Below are 17258 nucleotides of genomic sequence, written 5' to 3'. Positions count from 1 at the left end.
TTTAGCATAATGTGACAACTCGAGAATAAGTTATTTATAAACAATGAGTTACAGTTGCTTTTAGTGGTTAGGCTGACCATGGCGCTCTCTGTTGTTTTGGTTTTATGGTGTTTTGTTGAATTGGTAAGAGCATTTGTTAGGATCAACTGACGTTGTAATATAGGTTTTATTAGCAAAAACCGTTTCCAAAAGGGTGTGATTTCATGTAAAATTCGCGCTCTTAAAAATTTGTAAGCCTCAAAAGCGCCTTAGAAGGGGGCTTTGGGGTGTTTTGTATTTAATATAGAGGATTTAAACGTATGGTTAGCATCCGTTTAGCACGTGGTGGTTCTAAAAAGCGCCCTTTCTACCACTTAGTAGTTGCTGATATTCGCGCACGTCGCGACGGTCGTTTCATTGAGCGTGTTGGTTTCTTTAACCCTGTTGCTCGTGGTAACGAACAGCGTCTACGTGTAGACAATGATCGTATCCAGCACTGGATCGGTGAAGGTGCACAAATGACTGACCGCGTAGCAGCATTAGTAAAAGAAGCTGCTTCAGCTGAGTAAGTTATTGATTAGGTTAAGATAGTTTTCGGTCATGTCAGAAGCTTTCGAGCCATTAGTCGTTGGCAAGTTAAATGGAGCTTATGGCATTAAAGGCTGGGTTAAGGTGTATTCATACACTTCACCCAAAGAAAACATACTTAACTACAAGCCGTGGTACATCAAGCTTAACGGGCAGTGGAAAGAAGTCACTGTCTTAAACGGTCGCGAACAGGGTAAAACCTTAGTGGCCCAGCTGGAAGGTTGTGACGATAGAAACCTTGCAGAAAGCTACCATGGTACGGAAGTCGCGATTGCACAATCGCAACTGCCTACACTGAGCGAAGGCGAGTATTATTGGCGTGACCTTTTGGGTTTAAAAGTCATTAATCAAGCTGGCGAACAGCTGGGGCAGATTAAAAAGTTGATGGAAACTGGTGCGAACGATGTATTAGTGGTTAAGCGGCCTGATGGTGAAGAGCTTCTAATACCTTATGTACCAGATTACAGTATCATCAAGGTTGACCTTGAAGCGGGCATTATGACCGTTGACTGGGAGTCTGATTATTAACACTGATGGAGTTCAGGCAATGAATATCCACATAATCAGCTTATTTCCGCAGATGTTTGATGCGGTTTGTGAGCAGGGTGTAGTCGGACGAGCAGTGAAGCAAGGGAAGGTTAATGTCACGGTAACAAATCCACGAGATTTTACCCATGACAAACACCGAACAGTTGATGACAGGCCTTATGGTGGTGGTCCGGGTATGCTGATGATGACGGCGCCCTTGACTGAAGCAATAAGGTTCGCTGAAAGCTCAATGGCAATCAGCGATGATACTCAGCCGGTCTACAAGGTGTATTTATCACCTCAAGGGCAGCGTTTAGACCATCAGCTGGTTAAAAAATTGGCACAAAAGCAGAATCTGCTTTTGCTTGCCGGCCGCTATGAAGGCATTGATGAGCGGGTTATAGAGTCTGAAATTGACTTGGAAGTATCGCTCGGAGATTTTGTTTTAAGCGGCGGAGAAATCGCAGCTATGGCTGTGATGGATTCAGTAGTAAGAACCTTGCCTGGTGTTTTGGGTCATCAAGATTCAGCCGAGCAAGACTCGTTTGCGGAAGGTTTACTGGACCACCCGCATTATACAAGACCTGAGGTTTACGAAGGTCAGCAGGTCCCGCCCATATTGCTAACTGGCGACCACGAGAAAATTCGTCGCTGGAGGCTGAAGCAATCTCTGGGGAGAACCTGGCTAAGACGCAAAGATTTGTTGGAGCACATAGATTTAAATGATGAGCAAAAACAACTCTTGCAAGAATTTATTGAAGAGTACACTGCAAAAAGCTAACTCTTCTCAACGATTAATTTTGACAGAGCAAACGCTCAAATGAGGAGCAAACAGCCATGAGTAACATCATCCAACAGCTAGAAGCTGAACAAATGAATAAAGACGTACCTGAGTTTGGTGCGGGTGACACAGTCGTTGTCCAAGTTAAAGTAAAAGAGGGTAACCGTGAGCGTCTACAGGCCTTTGAGGGCGTAGTAATTGCTAAGCGTAACCGTGGTTTAAACTCTGCTTTTACTGTTCGTAAAATTTCTTCTGGTGTTGGCGTTGAGCGTACTTTCCAGACTTACAGCCCACTAGTTGATAGCATCAACGTTAAGCGTCGTGGTGATGTTCGTAAAGCGAAAATCTACTACTTACGTGAGCGTAGCGGTAAATCTGCACGTATTAAAGAAAGACTTGACGTTAAAAAGTAAGTTTTTCTTACGAATAACAAAAAAGCAGCCTTCGGGCTGCTTTTTTGTTATTGGCTGGTGTGATTATTCTAAGGAAAAGCTGACTAGGGCCGAACCATTGGCACCATCAGTATCCGTAACTTTAACCATCCCAGCATAATTACCGGCATCCCAATTCTCACCATCATTTGAAGAACGGTCCACGTATACACTGTAAACACCATGACCCGCATCCTGGAACCAACTAGGACCACACTCAACATCACATTTACTGGAAGAGGTTCCCCCAGCTGGAACAAATGAGTTGTTATAGTCGAACTGGCTTGCACTTAAGCCGGATACCGGTGAGCCATTCTTGCTCACCAAAATACGTATTGGGAATGGGTTGTGGTTTGATGAAGAGGCAGCTTCATAAGTATGCTCATCGGCAGCATCAGCACCGCATTGCACTGGTACTGAGGCGCATGCATCGGTATGAACAACGACCTGAACCTCTAAGGTATTGCTTAGACTCGAAACATCATTGGCTATATCGTCCACATCACCCTGAAGAGAGCCCAAATCTGTCTCTAAATCGTTTATTTGATCTTTAACCTGCTCTATTTCTTCAGTGATTTCTTCTACCACTCCCTGAAATGGTTGGCCTGGCGGGGTTCCTGGTGCTGAAAATGCAGTTGGTGCCACTGAGAATAAAACAATAGATGAAATAATAGGTAACTTCATAATAAACTCCTTTTTAATTCAGTCCTAAAATCCACCTGTGATAATATCAGTATAGAAAATGCTTTATAAGCACTGGGTGTGAACTGTTTAAAAAATAACCTTAAAAAGATGGGGTTTTGAGTGAATTCGGCATTAATCGAACGTTTTTGTGATCATGTATGGATGGAGCAGGGACTCTCTGATGCCACTTTATCTAGTTATCGCAGTGACTTAAAGCTATTTGCAAAGTGGCTTGATAAGGGGAGCTCTTCTCTGGAAAGTTGTGATTTATCAACTTTACAGAGCTATATGGCTTATCGTTACAAAAAAAACTACAGTAGTCGCTCAACTGCTCGGTTTTTGTCATCTGCGCGTAAATTTTATCAATATCTCCTTCAAACCAACCAGATTAAGATTGATCCAACACAACAGATAGAAACTCCTAAGGTACAACCGCCAGTACCAAAAACATTAAGTGAGAAAGATGTCGAGTTACTCCTTGCTCAACCTGAGCTGGATACACCCATTGGACTTCGGGATAAGGCAATGCTTGAACTGCTCTATAGCAGTGGTTTACGTATTACCGAGTTAATTAGTATGGAAGTTAATCAAATTGGTTTTATTCAGGGAGTGATGAGGGTTATAGGCAAGGGTAATAAAGAGCGATTGGTTCCAATTGGTGAGGAGGCTTTATCTGCTGTGCGGGCTTACTTAAAATACGGACGTCCAGAGCTTGCTTCAAACGCACCAAACGACTGGCTATTTCTCAGTACCAGAGGAAGCATAATGACGCGGCAAACCTTCTGGTATCGAATAAAGCATTATGCAAAAAACGCGGGTATCCGCACACATTTGTCCCCGCACACCTTGCGCCACGCATTCGCCACTCATTTACTGAACCATGGTGCAGACTTAAGGACATTACAGATGCTTTTAGGCCATAGCGATTTATCGACCACTCAAATCTATACCTATGTGGCAAGAGAGCGCCTGAAACAGTTACATAGTGAGCACCATCCTAGGGGCTGACTGCTTGTAAAACTTTGTAAATCAACTTACTTTTTGTGAGTTTGCGCGTCTAGAATAAGTGTTATGGAATGGAAGCAGTTCGTTAATCGCTAGTGGAACTGCTAACTCAATGAATGATTCTGATAAAATACGGTGCTATGCAAACATTGACTAAATATATACTTTTAAGTGTCATAAGCTCATTGTTTGTGGCTGGAACTCAAGCCGCAAGCCTAATGAAAAATGATGAGTCTGAGCAACAAGCTGCTTTAAACCAAGAGCAGATGCAGCAGCTCTTGCAGGAAAGATTCCCATCGGCGCAAGTCCAACATGTAACCATGTCTGATATTGAGGGCCTGTATTCCTTCATGCTTCAGGGCGATTTATATTATGTGTCTGATAATGGTAAGTACCTTATCAAAGGACAAATGCTGGATATTTCCACTCCAAAAGTGCGTAATGTCACTTCAGAGCGTGTTGCAGAAATTCAAAAATTAGAATCACCTATGCGCAAAGCTGAGATCAATGCTCTGGACGAAGAAGATATGGTGGTTTATCAAGCTCCTAATGAAAAACATGTCATAACAATTTTCACTGACGTTGACTGTGGCTATTGTCAGAAAATGCACCGCGAACGTCAGGAGTATCTGGATAGAGGCATTACACTCCGTTATCTGGCATTCCCTAGAGCAGGCTTGACCTCCAAATCTGCGGAAAAATTGCGTGGTATCTGGTGTGCAGCCGATCAACAAACAGCCATGACGGAAGCAAAAGTGCAGCACAAGTACCGTACAGGCAATTGCAAAACTCCTTTCAGAGAGCATATGGCTTTGGTCAGAAAATTTGGCCTAAATGGTACTCCGGGTATTATTCTTGAAAATGGTGACTTGATTGGAGGTTATCTGCAGGCTGAGATTTTGAGAGAGCGTCTCGACAAGCTCTTTGGACCCAAAGCAGACACTAAAGAGATTGCAACTAAATAACCTTCTCAGGGGTACAGAATAGCCAGTACTTGTCGACCTTCACTGGCCAAAACAGTGAAGGTACGGCAGGCAGCACCTGTGGACATGACTTCCAGGGGTGCACCTAACATCTGTGCCGCCTCTATCACTTCCCATGAAAGCATCTGCATAGATTTACCTGTTCCGACCAAAACCGCTTCATACTGTTTTATATCCAGACGCTTCAATAAGGCTTCGTCGAAGTTATCTATGGACTGGGGCAGCTTATCGACTGAAAGAGTGTCTAGACTGACCAGGACAGGCTTCTGATACTGCTCATCATTGATAGTAATTTTACCTTGGTGATAGGATTTTATTTGATAATGACCTGAAGATTTGTCGAGCGTAATATCCATAAGCTTTTCAAAAGTTTGGTTGAAGACTTTGCAGCCTTAAGCAAATTCCAGTATAACGAACTCCAACTTTGAGTGTAAATTATTAATCATTATATGCCATTGAAGATACGTCGTAGAGAAGCTCCTGAAGTATTACCTTTAACCGATTCAGATTTGTTAAACCGTATTTATGCAAACCGAGGTGTAACATCTAAGGACGAGCTATCTTACGAGCTTTCAGAGCTGGAGTCCTTTCACAGCCTGAAGGATATTGATACAGCTGTCTCTCTATTGTGGCAAAGCCTAAAGAATAATGAATCCATACTGATTGTTGGTGACTTCGATGCCGATGGCGCAACCAGTAGTGCGCTTGCCAAACTGGTATTAAGCGAGCTTGGAATGGATGTCGATTATTTAGTCCCAAACCGGTTTGATTATGGTTATGGGCTATCTCCTGAGCTTGTAGAAGTGGCTAAAGAGATGAAGCCTGACTTAATTATTACGGTCGATAACGGCATTTCGAGTATTGCTGGTGTTCGAGCAGCAAAAGAAGCCGGAATCAAAGTGCTGGTGACAGACCATCACCTGGCCGGTGATGAGTTGCCAAAAGCTGACGCAATAGTTAATCCAAATCAACCTGGAGATGAGTTCCCTAGTAAGAACTTGGCTGGCGTAGGCGTTATATTTTATGTGCTACTTGCCTTTAGGGCTTTTTTGAGGGATGAGGGATGGTTTGAAAAAGAGGGCAGAAAACTCATTAATCTAGCCCGTTATCTGGATTTAGTTGCCTTGGGAACAGTAGCTGACGTGGTTCCATTGGATAAAAATAACCGTATTCTTGTCCATCATGGTCTAAAGCTTATTCGAGCGATGAAATGCCGTCCTGGTATCGTTGAATTGTTAAGAATGGCTAAGCGAGACCCGGTCAAAATAAAGTCAAGCGATCTCGGCTTTGCCGTAGGTCCTAGGCTAAACGCGGCAGGTCGACTGGATGATATGGGATTAGGAATTGAGTGTTTGCTGGCAGAGACAGCTTCAAATGCCAAAGAGCTAGCTCAGGTCTTACATACCCTAAATTCTGATCGTCAGCAGGTTGAGCAGGAAATGCAAGATGAAGCCCTGTCTCAACTAGATAGTATGGACTTTACCGAAGATGATAGTTTTTCGTTGTGTCTTTATGAACCTCACTGGCATCAAGGCGTCGTTGGTTTGGTTGCTTCGAGACTGAAAGAACGGAGCTATAGGCCATGTATTGTTTTTGCTAATGCCGACGATACTTTTATTAAAGGCTCGGGTCGCTCAGTTAAGGAGGTACATATAAGAGATGCTTTAGCATTAGTAGATGCGAGAAACCCGAATCTGATTGAAAAGTTTGGTGGACATGCCATGGCTGCTGGTCTTTCTATCGAAAAACAAAAGTTCTCCGAGTTCAAAGCTGCTTTCGAGGAGGCGGTTAGAACAGTTTTGGGGAGTAATACCCTACAGGATGTTATTGAAACTGATGGTGCCCTAAGTGTTGATGAATATAGCCTGGAGCATGCACAGTTACTAGCTCAGTCAGGGCCATTTGGTCAGGGTTTTGTGGAACCAGCCTTTGATGATGAGTTTGAAGTATTAAATAAGCGAATTGTAGGTGAAAACCATCTGAAGCTGACCCTGCGAAAAGAAGGGTGCCCTCTACCAATCTCTGCTATTGCTTTCAGGATTGAGCCACAAAAATGGGAAGAACCGGTAGATGCCATTCGAGCAGTTTTCCGCCCCGATATTAATGATTATTATCAGCCTGAACTACAGTTGATTATCTCTCACCTCGAGGCAGTTTAAGCAATTCTACTAAGAATCAGTTCGCTCAGGAATGGCTGCATCACAAGCGCCCGGATCTCCAGTCCAATTAGTTTGTGTGACAATCCCCTCTTGGTTGTAGCCAACTTGAACGGTGCAATATAGCTCCTTTTTCCCACCAAAGAGTCTTGTTCCTACGCTACCGAAGAAGTTACCACCGAAGCCGCCAACCCCAATATTAAAAGAGGGCTGATTTTTTATCTCCCGAGTATTCCACTCGGCATATTTTTTTCCGTTTATTTCTCTGTCAGCGGTAGGCACGCCCCAAGTCTGGATTACAGCGTCTATATTAGCTCCTTTCCAGGCCGTTAGCTTTGTATCAACCTCCGCTGGCTGAATACTGGCGCATCCCGTCATTAACGTTACGACAAAAGCCAGCACGACACTGCGTTTCAGTTGATTCATATTTCCTCCATCAAGGATATTGACTGAAATTTGTTCAAATATTCTGGTAAGTTAACAGAAATGCATAAAGTTGTCGTTAAAATTTGTAAAAAGAACATGCAGTTACACACTTAAACTTGTTACGCAACAAAGGTGTGTCTACAATACCTTTGTAGTTAACTCTATTAATAAGGGGATCAAATAATGTCAACAACAGCTGCAAAAATAGCTGAGTCAGCAGGGATCAGCACAGAACAGGTTTCTAGCTGGGCTGCTACAGCGATGGAATATGCCAAAATTTATTTGCCAAAATTAGCTGTCGCCATTGTCATTTTAGTAATCGGTTGGATCTTGATTAGAGTCCTTCTAGGTGGCATGAAAAAAATATTTAAGGCTAGAGATTTTGATACGACATTAGAAAAATTCTTACTGAGCTTTACGGGTATATTATTAAAAATCATATTATTAATAACCGTCATCAGTACCATGGGTGTTCAGATGACCACCTTTGTTGCCTTACTTGGTGCTGCAGGCTTGGCCGTTGGTATGGCTTTATCAGGAACGTTACAAAACTTTGCTGGTGGCGTTATGCTACTCATCTTCCGTCCATATAAGGTGGGTGATTACATTGAAGCTCAGGGACATGCTGGTACCGTGAAGGAAATTCAAATCTTTAACACCATTTTGAAAACTCCGGATAACAAAATAATTATCATCCCAAATGCGCCAATCTCTAAAGACTCTATGATTAACTACAGCATGGAGGCGACACGTCGTGTTGATTTCCTATTTGGCATTGGATACGACGATGACATCGATCAGGCTAAGAAAGTTATCATGGACATCATTACCGCCGATGAGCGTGTCCATAAAGATCCGGAACCATTTATCGCTCTTAAAGAACTAGCTGATAGTTCGGTCAACTTTACCGTTCGTGTATGGGTTGATAGCGGGGACTACTGGGGCGTTTACTTCGATAACTTGGAAGCGGTTAAAAAAGCTTTGGATGCCAATGGTATTTCTATCCCATATCCTCAAACGGATGTTCATTTGCATAGAGTGGAATCTTCCTCCTAGAATGACCATTGTTTAATCAGAAAAGGCGCTTCGGGCGCCTTTTTTCTTACCTGACTACTAAATTTGCATTGAAAACAGGTGAATCTAATGCTTAATATCTGTACAATTGGCGCCCGTTTTTACTGAGCTTTCGGGCACAGTGTGATTCTAAATTTTTGATAATTTCCAAGGTCTGTAGAGTATTATGCAAGTACATTTAAGTGCTTTAGGTTGCCGTTTGAATGAAGCTGAGTTGCAAAACTGGGCAACATCATTTCAAAAAGTTGGTTATTCGCTTGCTGCAACGCCTGAGGTGGCAGATCTTATTGTGCTTAATACCTGCGCAGTAACCGCAGAAGCTGCGCGTAAATCCCGTCAGACAGTTCGTCGTTTTCATCGTAGCAACCCTGAGGCTCGTATGGTGGTAACGGGGTGTTATGCCTCGCTAGAGCCTGAAAAGCTTGAACAGATTATGGGTGTTGACCTGGTTGTTGATAATTCCGACAAAGATGTTTTGGTGGATAAAGTCAAAGACGTGCTGGATATGCCGGTAATGCCCGAATTTGCTACAGAACCTGGTGAAAGTGCTCTGTTTGCCCGTAATCGCGAGCGAGCATTTATTAAAATTCAGGATGGCTGCCGCTATAGATGTACTTATTGCATTGTAACAGTTGCCCGTGGTGAAGAAAAAAGCCGTACCATCGACAATCTTATTGAGGAGATCAATCAGCTCCATGAAGGGGGTATACAAGAAATAGTCCTGGCAGGTGTTCATGTCGGTGGTTATGGTTCTGATATAGATTCTAGTCTGTATGAGCTGGTGCAAAATGTGCTCGACAGAACGGATATGCCCCGCATCCGATTTGCTTCAGTTGAACCATGGGATCTTGGTGATAATTTCTTTGAATTATTTGCCAACCCTCGACTGATGGCGCATATGCATTTGCCCATACAGAGCGGTGCTGATAGCGTACTTCGTCGTATGTCACGTCGTTGTCGTACCGAGGACTTCGAGGCTTTGGTCAATGAGGCTAGAACTCAGGTACCTGGATTTAATGTGACAACAGATGTGATTGTTGGCTTTCCAGGTGAAACTGATGAAGAGTTTGAGCAAACCATGGAATATATCGAGAAGGTTGGTTTTGGTCATATCCATATTTTCACCTACTCGGATCGTGAGGGGACTAAAGCCGCTCGCTTACCTAATAAAATTACTAAAGAAGTCAAAAAAGAGCGTAGTCGCCGGTTACATGAGTTAGCAGCAATATTAAAAGCAGAAGAGCTCGCTTCCCAGGTCGGCCAGACTGTCGAAGTACTTTGGGAAAGCTCTAATCAACAGGTGAGTGAAGACACACAGCGCTTTTATGGTTATACACCCAATTACCACAAGGTTGCTGTAGACGTACCATTAGGTTTGAGCCCTGAACGTCTCATACTTAAAACAAAGCTGGTTTCTGTTGATGAAGAGCAAGGAATATTAATGGGCGATATAGTTGAAGATATTCCTTCGTCTTCCAGCCATCCCAACTCAATTAAGATTACTCAGCTTTAATCTGTTTCAGCGGAGCTGCTGACGCCTTCTAGGTAAGGCTGGGCAGCTTCATTGATAGCCTTCAGCTCTTCAATTAGCTCCTGATGGAGATCCTCAAGCAGGTTATACTGCTGTTTCTTGAGTTTACTTTCGTACTGATTACTTAAACGCTTCAGGCGTGGGGTTCCAACATAACAGCTAGCCCCATGCAGCTTATGGATATGTTGCAATAATTCGTCAAAATTTTGTGCCTGGTAGCATGCATGAATAACGCGACCTGTTTCATGGTTAGATTCAACCATCATCTTCAGCATATCCCTGGCTAAGTCTTCTTTATCATTAGCCAGTTTCAGACTCAGGTCCCAGTCGAGGGTTTCTTCTGTATCTTCACTGGCAAGTTCTGCCTGTTCTTGTGTCGTTGTTAGCGTGCTATCTGACTGAGTCCATTTTAAAAGCACATTAATCAAATCCTGCTCAGAAACAGGTTTTGTCATATAATCGTCCATACCCGAGTCAAGAAGCTTCTCGCGTTCGTTGACCATAGCATGTGCGGTTAACGCTATAACTGGTGTGCTTTGGTTAGTTGCATTGGCGCGGATTGTTCGTGTTGCTTCAAGTCCGTTCATTTCTGGCATCTGAATATCCATCAATATGGCATCATAGACTTTGTCTTTACTTAAGGCTACTGCTTGCATGCCACTGTCAGCGGTATCTACTTTGATATTCAAATCCTCCAGGAGCGTACTGACAAGGCGTAAATTCGCAGGGTTGTCATCAACGGCTAAAACATAACTTCCTTTTAATTCGTTGGCTTTTGAATGGGTAACGGGTGCATCTTTTGCTTTGGGTCGGGTGGTTTTATTCGAGCGTAACAGTTCAATGAGTGAATTATAAAGAGCTCGATAGGTTATGGGTTTTTCCATAGCCCGTGCTACACCCAGTGCCGATAAGCGCTCTAAGAAGTCAACGTCAGAAGACGTACTGAAGGTAATCACAGGGCATCCAAGCTGACTATTCACTTTGTTACAAATATATTCGATACGCTGAATTCGACGCCTGAATCGCTGACCACCAATAATAATTAAGTCAACATTTTTGCCGCTTTGTGCATAGAGATCGACCTCAGTCATTAGATCATCAATCTTCTCAAAACTACGGACTTGCATTTGCCAGTCTTCCAGCATCTGCGTTAAGGAGAGTCGAGTTGCTGGGTGGGGGTCGAATATAAGTACTGACTTAGAGGCCAGGAACTCACCGGTCAGGCCATCCTCAGGAAGTGACTCAGCCCGTTCACACTGTAATGTGAACCAGAAAGTGGAGCCTTCTCCCTCAGAGCTTTCGACACCAATATTGCCGCCCATTTTTTCGACCAGAGACTTAGAGATAACGAGCCCAAGGCCTGTACCACCAAACTCACGGGTGGTAGTGCTATCAGCCTGACTGAAGGCTTTAAACAGGTTGTTTTGCTGCTCTTCGGTTAAACCAATGCCTGAATCTTTAACCTGTATTTTGAGTTTCAGTCCTTTCTTGCCTTCTGATTCAACTTCAGCGTAAAGCTCGACACTACCTGATTTTGTGAACTTCACCGCATTGTTTAGCAGGTTAGTGATGATCTGCTTGATACGAATAGGATCACCAAGCAACGCTTTCGGTACATCGGAGTAGATTAATGAAACCAGTTCAATACCCTTTTCTGATGCGTTAGGGCCAAGAATCTTGAAGACATCATCAACACACTCGCGTAAATCGAAAGGATAACGCTCAAATGACATTTTACCGGCTTCAATTTTTGAGTAATCCAGAATATCGTCAATGATTGATAACAGACCGGATGCAGAGCGTTTGATATCAAACAGGAAATCTTTCTGCTTGTTGTTTAGCTCTGTCTTTAGCAGCAGATCAGTGAAACCTATGACACCGTTCATCGGGGTCCTGATTTCATGACTCATATTAGCCAGGAATTCGGTTTTAATACGGCTTGCTTCGATTGCCTGCCGACGGGCAATATCAAGTTCTAGGTTGTTAACTTCGAGGGTTTCAAGGGTTTCTCTTAAATCTTCTGTAGCCTGATCGACGGCTTGCTGCATTTCTTCCTGATTGTGTTCCATGCTTTCAGCCATCAGGTTGATGCCATCTTGTAGAGTTTTCAGTTCAGCACTGGCGTCCGAGCTGATGCGAGTATCCAGCTTCCCGTCTTTAATTTTATCAACCCCTTTAGCCATACTGACGATGGGATCCGTTACGCTGGCCGACATACGGCGTGCGAGGAAGCCACCGATCATAAGACCAATTAGGCTTATGATAATTGTGGTGATAATCGTGCTGTATCGGCTCAGCATTGAAAAGTCCTGCGACATCAATACGGATACATATCCCAGAATTTCAGTGTTGCTTTTGACATTGGTACGCCAGGATTCATGGTCTTCTGGAAATTTCGAGAGAATAGGGGCATGGAATAACATTCCGTTGGTGTTTTCTTCCATACGAGCAAAACGCATTAAATTGCTCTGGACCCCAATTTGAGCCAAATCCTGGGGACTATCCATGTGAAGCTGAGAGAGATATTCAGCAGCGCCAACTGAGGTCAGGACACGATTATTCTGATCGAAAATAGCAACTGCCAGCAACTCTTTGTCGTTATCTCTGGCAGCCTGAGCCATTTCTTGCAAGGTCTTATTGTCTAGTGTGATGATGCCGTACTCACTGGCCAGGGCTAAGTGAGTGGCAATGGTTTTACCTCGGGAAATCAGGGAGTCTTCGCTATCCTGTATGTGGTTATTGATAAAAAATGAACCCAATAATAAACAGACTAACAAAGTTGGCGTAAGAGCCAATGTCAGGATACGGCGACTGATTCCCCAGTTTCTCATGGTGTTTGATTATTCCTGTTAATCATCATGTGATGTATATATTGTAATGCTTCGACTTTTTGCATAAGACGACCCACCGTTAGTTCTTCATAACCCAGTAAGCGAGCAACTTTGCGGTTAATGCTGATAGCAAAGCTATCAGGAAACTGGTAGGGCTCCTGTAGCTCATCACTGAGCAATTGCTGGTAAAGCTTTGCTGCCTGCTCGCCTATATCATGTGGTCGGGTGCTTAATGTTAGCATTGCTCCTTCTTTTAGTACACTTTCTGAGTGAGCAATAACTACCATGCGCTGTCTATAAGCATTGATAAGAATGGATTTTCTAACTTTTCCGGGTCTGAACACACAATCGCTTTCCATTATCATGACGGAACAGCAGTTTTCTAACTGTTTCAATGCGTCTCGGCCCGTGAGCTTTGGATCAACCATAATGGGCCGGTAACTTAAATTGTAAAAGCTGGCCAGTTTACTGAATTGCTGAATATTATTTTTGGTCTTAGGGGATATGAAGCTGCCAACTTGAGCCTGGTAGGCATTGAGACTTTTAGCTAGTTGAATAAATCGTACTATCGGCTGTGAGTGAGTGATAGCGTACACATTATCTTTTGGCTTTTCTTTCAGGTTCTCAAATTGTGATTTATTCAACATGAGAGCCAACATCGGTGTGTTTAGCTCTAATGAGGCGACTTTTTGGTAGGAGCGACTGCCAATGACGATGATCAGATCAGGCTGATTACCTTCCAGTTGCTGTTGCCAGTTTGATTGACGTTCCCAAAAAATCAGGTTTTCGTCAACAGAAATGGAATAATTATTAAGCAATGTCCGTTTGAATGAATATAAAAGCTCACGCTCCTGAGGCGTCGAAAAGGCACTGAGAATATTTACCTTAACTGTTTTTAGTTTCAGTGGTTCAGCTGCTTCTGTGGAGTTGGTAAGCTGACTACTACCAAGAACTACAAGAGACATGAAAATCATAAACAGTAATGAGGAACGAAAAGAACTCAAGTCGGAATTCTCCAAGCTTTTTGGTTATAAAATCGTTATACTACGTGGTCTTTTAGCCTAATCTACCTTGCTTCGATCAGGCTGGCAAGGTTGGCTTCATTAAGACTATGATTTTAACGCGTTTTTGGGGAAAAGTGGTCAGAGTATATGAATCTATTTGTATTTGATATTGAGACAATTCCTGACGTAGAAGCAGGACGTTTATTGAATGATTTTAAGGGATTAAGCGACGAAGATGTGGTTTCCGCTATGGAGCATCTTCGAGTACAGCAGTCAGGTACTACTTTTCAGCCGCTGTATTTGCATAAAGTCGTCGCCATCTCAGCAGTATTTCGTCATGGTGATAAAGTGAAAGTCTGGTCGTTGGGCGAAGAAGACGCGGACGAGAAAGAAATCGTACAACGCTTCTTTGATGGTATTGAGCGTTTTGCTCCCACTATCGTTTCCTGGAATGGCTCGGGTTTTGACCTACCTGTGCTGCATTACCGAGCGATGAAAAATAATGTGGTCGCTCAGAAATACTGGGACACGGGTGAAATAGATAACCAATTTAAGTGGAACAACTACATCAGTCGCTATCACAATCGTCATATTGATCTGATGGATCTGTTAGCGCTGTATAACCCAAGAGCAAATGCTCCACTGGACAAAGTCGCATCAATGCTGGGTTATCCTGGCAAGATGGGAATGAGTGGGGCCAAGGTATGGGAAACCTACAATGAAGGCAATTTAAAAGCCATCCGGGATTACTGTGAAACTGACGTCTTGAACACGTATCTGGTGTACCTTCGTTTCGAAGTGATGCGAGGTAACATGACTGTCGAAGAGTTGGAAGCAGAGGAAGCATTCCTGAAACAGTATCTTGAAGCCGAGAATCAAGATCACTTTAAAGAATTTTTAAGCGCCTGGAAGGGCGAAGATTAGTTTTTGCTGTATTCAGCATTGTAAAGCCAATTTAAAAAGAGACCGATTGTAAATGGCACGTAGAAGACGTAGAAAAGCTTTACCGAAAGATCCGGTACGCGCAGAAATCCATGCTTTTTCACATGAAGGGCGGGGCATAGCTTCTGTAGATGGCAAAACCGTTTTTGTCGATAACGCATTGTTAGGCGAAGAAGTATCGTTTATTTATACCGAAAAACGCGGCAAATTTGATGCTGGCGTTGCTGAAGAAATTCATGTCGCATCAGAAGACCGAGTGACGCCTCCTTGCGTGCATGCTGATATTTGCGGTGGCTGTAGCTTGCAGCATATGAGTAACCCAGCCCAGATTGCTCATAAGCAGTCGGTATTAGTGGAGCAGCTGAAGCATTTTGGACAATATGATCTAGACAAAGATGACTATGAGCTGGTCGAGCCGATGCAGGCTGACGTTCTGGGCTACCGTCGTAAAGCGCGCCTCGGTGTGAAATACGTACCTAAGAAAGGAGGAGCGCTTGTTGGTTTCCGCGAAAAACGTAGTAGCTTCCTTGCAACTATTGATTCCTGTGTCGTTCTGGATCCAAGAGTAGGTCAGTTAATTACTCCGCTCAAGAATATGATCTCAGAGCTCGATACCAATAACAAAACAGCTCAGCTTGAAGTTGCCATGGGCGATGATCAGGTAGCTTTGGTTGTTCGTCATCTGGAGCCTCTAAGCGAAAAAGACCACGAGATGTGGGTTGAGTTTGGTAAAGAGCATGGACTTTATATTTACCTGCAACCTAAAGGCCCTAAAACGGTTCATAAGATTTATGGCCCTGATGATAGAGACTGGCTGAGTTACAAATTGGATGATTATGGCGTAGAGCTATTGTTCCACCCAATGGACTTTACTCAGGTTAACGCCAGCATCAATCAAAAAATGGTTAAGCGCGCCATCGAATGGCTGGAGCCAACCAAAGATGACCGTATCCTCGACCTGTTCTGTGGTCTGGGTAACTTCACTATTCCATTAGCCACCCAGGTACAAAACGTCGTCGGCGTAGAAGGCAGCGAAGAAATGGTTGAACGAGGCGGTATGAATGCCAAGCATAATAACCTCGAAAACGTAAAGTTTTATGCGACTGACCTTCAGGCCGACTTTACGCAGGAAGAATGGGCACAGGAAGGCTTCAACAAAGTCCTTATCGATCCGCCACGAAGCGGTGCGTTAGACGTCGTACAGAATATCGCACGTTTTAATCCAGAGCGCATTGTTTATGTTTCCTGTAACCCGGCGACTTTGGCCCGCGATAGTGGCGAGCTGAAGGAAAGAGGGTATAAGTTGGTTAAAGCGGGAGTGATGGATATGTTTCCTCATACGGCACATACAGAGTCCATCGCTTTGTTTGAAAGGGCCTAAAATCACTTTATGCTTTGTTAAAATGAAAAATTGGGTCGGTCATTTACCTAATGTAAACTCCCGCCCCAATTTTGAATTTTGCCTCGCCTAAAGCAATTTTATATCCCTTTCTTAGAAGTGATATCGTTCCGTGATTTAAGTTTTCAGGCTGGCGCTGAGCCAGCGAAGTAGCGGCTACCCTGCGCGGTACAACAAGCCATTAATTGCTTATTGTTGGGGTTCACTCTTCACCCCAACCTACGTTTACTTGACGTCAGAAGAGGGTATCATTGTTTTGCCTCGGCTAAAGAAATTTTATATCCCTTTCAGCAAGTTTCATCATCCTGTGGCTTGAGAGCTACTGAGTCAGCTAAGTCTAACAAGTCATTAATTGTTTATTGTTGGGGTTCATTCTTCATCCCAACCTACGTTTACTGAGAAGCTAAGCATCTATTATTTTAACTGACCAATCATCCCAGTGACTGACACCTAAATCATTAATAGACGAAACCGGGTGCTGGCTAAGCCACCAATTTGCAATTACTTGGTATTCTTCATTATTTAGCGTGAATGGCTTCCAGTTATCCATTCTCCCATCTTGATCACAAGGATCATATCCCTGCTCAAGAAACTGGTTTAAGATATTTCGAGGAGGAAAAAATCCAGACGACTCGATAAGTCCAAAAATACCATAAAGTACTTTTGAATTTTCAGTTAATATACTCTTAGCTAACTTGATACTCATTACTTTATTATAAGGTTGAATGATTACAAATGAAAACTAGGCTTGCTCCATGTAACCCTTTACATTGAGCTGAGTAAAGCCCAAGGCATAGCAATTTGAATCTTGGATGATTCAAATAGTGAAATTCAGGCCAGGGAAGGACTGTATTTCACGGTGCGTTAAGTGGCTTGGGCTTTATGAAGGAAGTCATTTAATGACCTCAATGTCGGG

At 43.3% G+C, this 17258-nt stretch carries 17 protein-coding genes; 11 read left to right on the top strand and 6 right to left on the bottom strand.

The features are described from left to right. Positions 1-299: 299 nt before the first annotated feature. Genes rpsP through rplS form a run of 4 tightly spaced genes read left to right on the top strand, consistent with a single transcriptional unit; the run spans position 300 to position 2289 of the window. Complete coding sequence (gene rpsP, locus KS2013_RS07855; protein WP_068992171.1) at positions 300-548, top strand: 30S ribosomal protein S16; 249 nt, start codon at positions 300-302, stop codon at positions 546-548. 31 nt (positions 549-579) lie between these two features. Next, positions 580-1095, top strand: coding sequence for a ribosome maturation factor RimM (gene rimM / locus KS2013_RS07850; RefSeq protein ID WP_068992170.1), 516 nt, complete (start codon positions 580-582; stop codon positions 1093-1095). A 19-nt stretch (positions 1096-1114) separates the two neighbouring features. Further along, the gene (gene trmD, locus KS2013_RS07845; RefSeq protein WP_068992168.1) at positions 1115-1876 is read left to right on the top strand and encodes a tRNA (guanosine(37)-N1)-methyltransferase TrmD; all 762 of its coding nucleotides are present in this window, start codon (positions 1115-1117) and stop codon (positions 1874-1876) included. 56 nt (positions 1877-1932) lie between these two features. Continuing rightward, entirely contained in the window at positions 1933-2289 is a 357-nt protein-coding gene (gene rplS, locus KS2013_RS07840; protein ID WP_068992166.1) for a 50S ribosomal protein L19, read from the top strand. A gap of 63 nt (positions 2290-2352) precedes the next feature. Here the strand turns inward: rplS and KS2013_RS07835 are convergent, their stop codons facing one another. Beyond that, the gene (locus KS2013_RS07835) at positions 2353-2991 is read right to left on the bottom strand and encodes a hypothetical protein (protein ID WP_068992164.1); all 639 of its coding nucleotides are present in this window, start codon (positions 2989-2991) and stop codon (positions 2353-2355) included. Positions 2992-3111: 120 nt separating this feature from the next. Here KS2013_RS07835 and xerD point away from each other — a divergent pair, with 120 nt between their 5' ends. Together xerD and KS2013_RS07825 are read left to right on the top strand one after the other, a co-directional pair. Further along, entirely contained in the window at positions 3112-3999 is an 888-nt protein-coding gene (xerD, locus tag KS2013_RS07830) for a site-specific tyrosine recombinase XerD (RefSeq protein WP_071890158.1), read from the top strand. Between the two features lie 113 nt (positions 4000-4112). Continuing rightward, positions 4113-4961 (top strand): thioredoxin fold domain-containing protein, encoded by an 849-nt coding sequence (locus KS2013_RS07825; protein ID WP_228703652.1) that lies wholly within the window; start codon positions 4113-4115, stop codon positions 4959-4961. A 5-nt stretch (positions 4962-4966) separates the two neighbouring features. Here the strand turns inward: KS2013_RS07825 and KS2013_RS07820 are convergent, their stop codons facing one another. Continuing rightward, positions 4967-5335: an Mth938-like domain-containing protein gene (locus tag KS2013_RS07820; RefSeq protein WP_068992161.1), complete on the bottom strand. Its 369-nt coding sequence runs from the start codon at positions 5333-5335 to the stop codon at positions 4967-4969. 99 nt (positions 5336-5434) lie between these two features. Here KS2013_RS07820 and recJ point away from each other — a divergent pair, with 99 nt between their 5' ends. Beyond that, a complete protein-coding gene (recJ, locus tag KS2013_RS07815) occupies positions 5435-7138 on the top strand; it encodes a single-stranded-DNA-specific exonuclease RecJ (RefSeq protein ID WP_068994481.1) in 1704 nt (567 codons plus the stop codon). A gap of 9 nt (positions 7139-7147) precedes the next feature. Here recJ and KS2013_RS07810 read toward each other — a convergent pair whose 3' ends face one another. Next, positions 7148-7561: a hypothetical protein gene (locus KS2013_RS07810; RefSeq protein WP_068992158.1), complete on the bottom strand. Its 414-nt coding sequence runs from the start codon at positions 7559-7561 to the stop codon at positions 7148-7150. Positions 7562-7744: 183 nt separating this feature from the next. On the opposite strand from KS2013_RS07810, the gene KS2013_RS07805 reads away from it, so the two are divergent. Beyond that, the gene (locus KS2013_RS07805) at positions 7745-8617 is read left to right on the top strand and encodes a mechanosensitive ion channel family protein (protein WP_211267757.1); all 873 of its coding nucleotides are present in this window, start codon (positions 7745-7747) and stop codon (positions 8615-8617) included. Between the two features lie 184 nt (positions 8618-8801). Continuing rightward, the gene (mtaB, locus tag KS2013_RS07800; protein ID WP_068992152.1) at positions 8802-10148 is read left to right on the top strand and encodes a tRNA (N(6)-L-threonylcarbamoyladenosine(37)-C(2))-methylthiotransferase MtaB; all 1347 of its coding nucleotides are present in this window, start codon (positions 8802-8804) and stop codon (positions 10146-10148) included. Here the strand turns inward: mtaB and barA are convergent. Together barA and KS2013_RS07790 are read right to left on the bottom strand one after the other, a co-directional pair. Then, complete coding sequence (gene barA, locus KS2013_RS07795) at positions 10145-12997, bottom strand: two-component sensor histidine kinase BarA (RefSeq protein ID WP_068992149.1); 2853 nt, start codon at positions 12995-12997, stop codon at positions 10145-10147. The genes mtaB and barA overlap by 4 nt on opposite strands. Beyond that, positions 12994-13962 (bottom strand): ABC transporter substrate-binding protein, encoded by a 969-nt coding sequence (locus tag KS2013_RS07790; RefSeq protein ID WP_169816864.1) that lies wholly within the window; start codon positions 13960-13962, stop codon positions 12994-12996. The genes barA and KS2013_RS07790 overlap by 4 nt, the downstream gene beginning before the upstream one ends. A 186-nt stretch (positions 13963-14148) precedes the next feature. Here KS2013_RS07790 and KS2013_RS07785 point away from each other — a divergent pair, with 186 nt between their 5' ends. Both KS2013_RS07785 and rlmD read left to right on the top strand, forming a co-directional pair. Beyond that, complete coding sequence (locus KS2013_RS07785; RefSeq protein ID WP_068992145.1) at positions 14149-14925, top strand: 3'-5' exonuclease; 777 nt, start codon at positions 14149-14151, stop codon at positions 14923-14925. Between the two features lie 52 nt (positions 14926-14977). Then, positions 14978-16324: a 23S rRNA (uracil(1939)-C(5))-methyltransferase RlmD gene (gene rlmD, locus KS2013_RS07780; protein ID WP_068992142.1), complete on the top strand. Its 1347-nt coding sequence runs from the start codon at positions 14978-14980 to the stop codon at positions 16322-16324. Positions 16325-16745: 421 nt separating this feature from the next. Here the strand turns inward: rlmD and KS2013_RS07775 are convergent, their stop codons facing one another. Beyond that, a complete protein-coding gene (locus KS2013_RS07775; RefSeq protein WP_068992139.1) occupies positions 16746-17048 on the bottom strand; it encodes a hypothetical protein in 303 nt (100 codons plus the stop codon). Between the last annotated feature and the right edge of the window lie 210 nt (positions 17049-17258).

This window comes from Kangiella sediminilitoris (assembly GCF_001708405.1).
GTDB classification, from domain to species: domain Bacteria; phylum Pseudomonadota; class Gammaproteobacteria; order Enterobacterales; family Kangiellaceae; genus Kangiella; species Kangiella sediminilitoris.
This window is presented reverse-complemented; position numbering and strand designations above follow the sequence as displayed.

What these genes read in the sequence shown, in the direction of transcription:
- rpsP (WP_068992171.1), top strand. Translation starts at nt 300, where the DNA reads ATGGTTAGCATCCGTTTAGCACGTGGTGGTTCTAAAAAGCGCCCTTTC.
- rimM (WP_068992170.1), top strand. Translation starts at nt 580, where the DNA reads ATGTCAGAAGCTTTCGAGCCATTAGTCGTTGGCAAGTTAAATGGAGCT.
- trmD (WP_068992168.1), top strand. Translation starts at nt 1,115, where the DNA reads ATGAATATCCACATAATCAGCTTATTTCCGCAGATGTTTGATGCGGTT.
- rplS (WP_068992166.1), top strand. Translation starts at nt 1,933, where the DNA reads ATGAGTAACATCATCCAACAGCTAGAAGCTGAACAAATGAATAAAGAC.
- KS2013_RS07835 (WP_068992164.1), bottom strand. Translation starts at nt 2,991, where the DNA reads ATGAAGTTACCTATTATTTCATCTATTGTTTTATTCTCAGTGGCACCA.
- KS2013_RS07825 (WP_228703652.1), top strand. Translation starts at nt 4,113, where the DNA reads ATGATTCTGATAAAATACGGTGCTATGCAAACATTGACTAAATATATA.
- KS2013_RS07820 (WP_068992161.1), bottom strand. Translation starts at nt 5,335, where the DNA reads ATGGATATTACGCTCGACAAATCTTCAGGTCATTATCAAATAAAATCC.
- KS2013_RS07810 (WP_068992158.1), bottom strand. Translation starts at nt 7,561, where the DNA reads ATGAATCAACTGAAACGCAGTGTCGTGCTGGCTTTTGTCGTAACGTTA.
- KS2013_RS07805 (WP_211267757.1), top strand. Translation starts at nt 7,745, where the DNA reads ATGTCAACAACAGCTGCAAAAATAGCTGAGTCAGCAGGGATCAGCACA.
- mtaB (WP_068992152.1), top strand. Translation starts at nt 8,802, where the DNA reads ATGCAAGTACATTTAAGTGCTTTAGGTTGCCGTTTGAATGAAGCTGAG.
- barA (WP_068992149.1), bottom strand. Translation starts at nt 12,997, where the DNA reads ATGAGAAACTGGGGAATCAGTCGCCGTATCCTGACATTGGCTCTTACG.
- KS2013_RS07790 (WP_169816864.1), bottom strand. Translation starts at nt 13,962, where the DNA reads ATGTCTCTTGTAGTTCTTGGTAGTAGTCAGCTTACCAACTCCACAGAA.
- KS2013_RS07785 (WP_068992145.1), top strand. Translation starts at nt 14,149, where the DNA reads ATGAATCTATTTGTATTTGATATTGAGACAATTCCTGACGTAGAAGCA.
- rlmD (WP_068992142.1), top strand. Translation starts at nt 14,978, where the DNA reads ATGGCACGTAGAAGACGTAGAAAAGCTTTACCGAAAGATCCGGTACGC.
- KS2013_RS07775 (WP_068992139.1), bottom strand. Translation starts at nt 17,048, where the DNA reads ATGAGTATCAAGTTAGCTAAGAGTATATTAACTGAAAATTCAAAAGTA.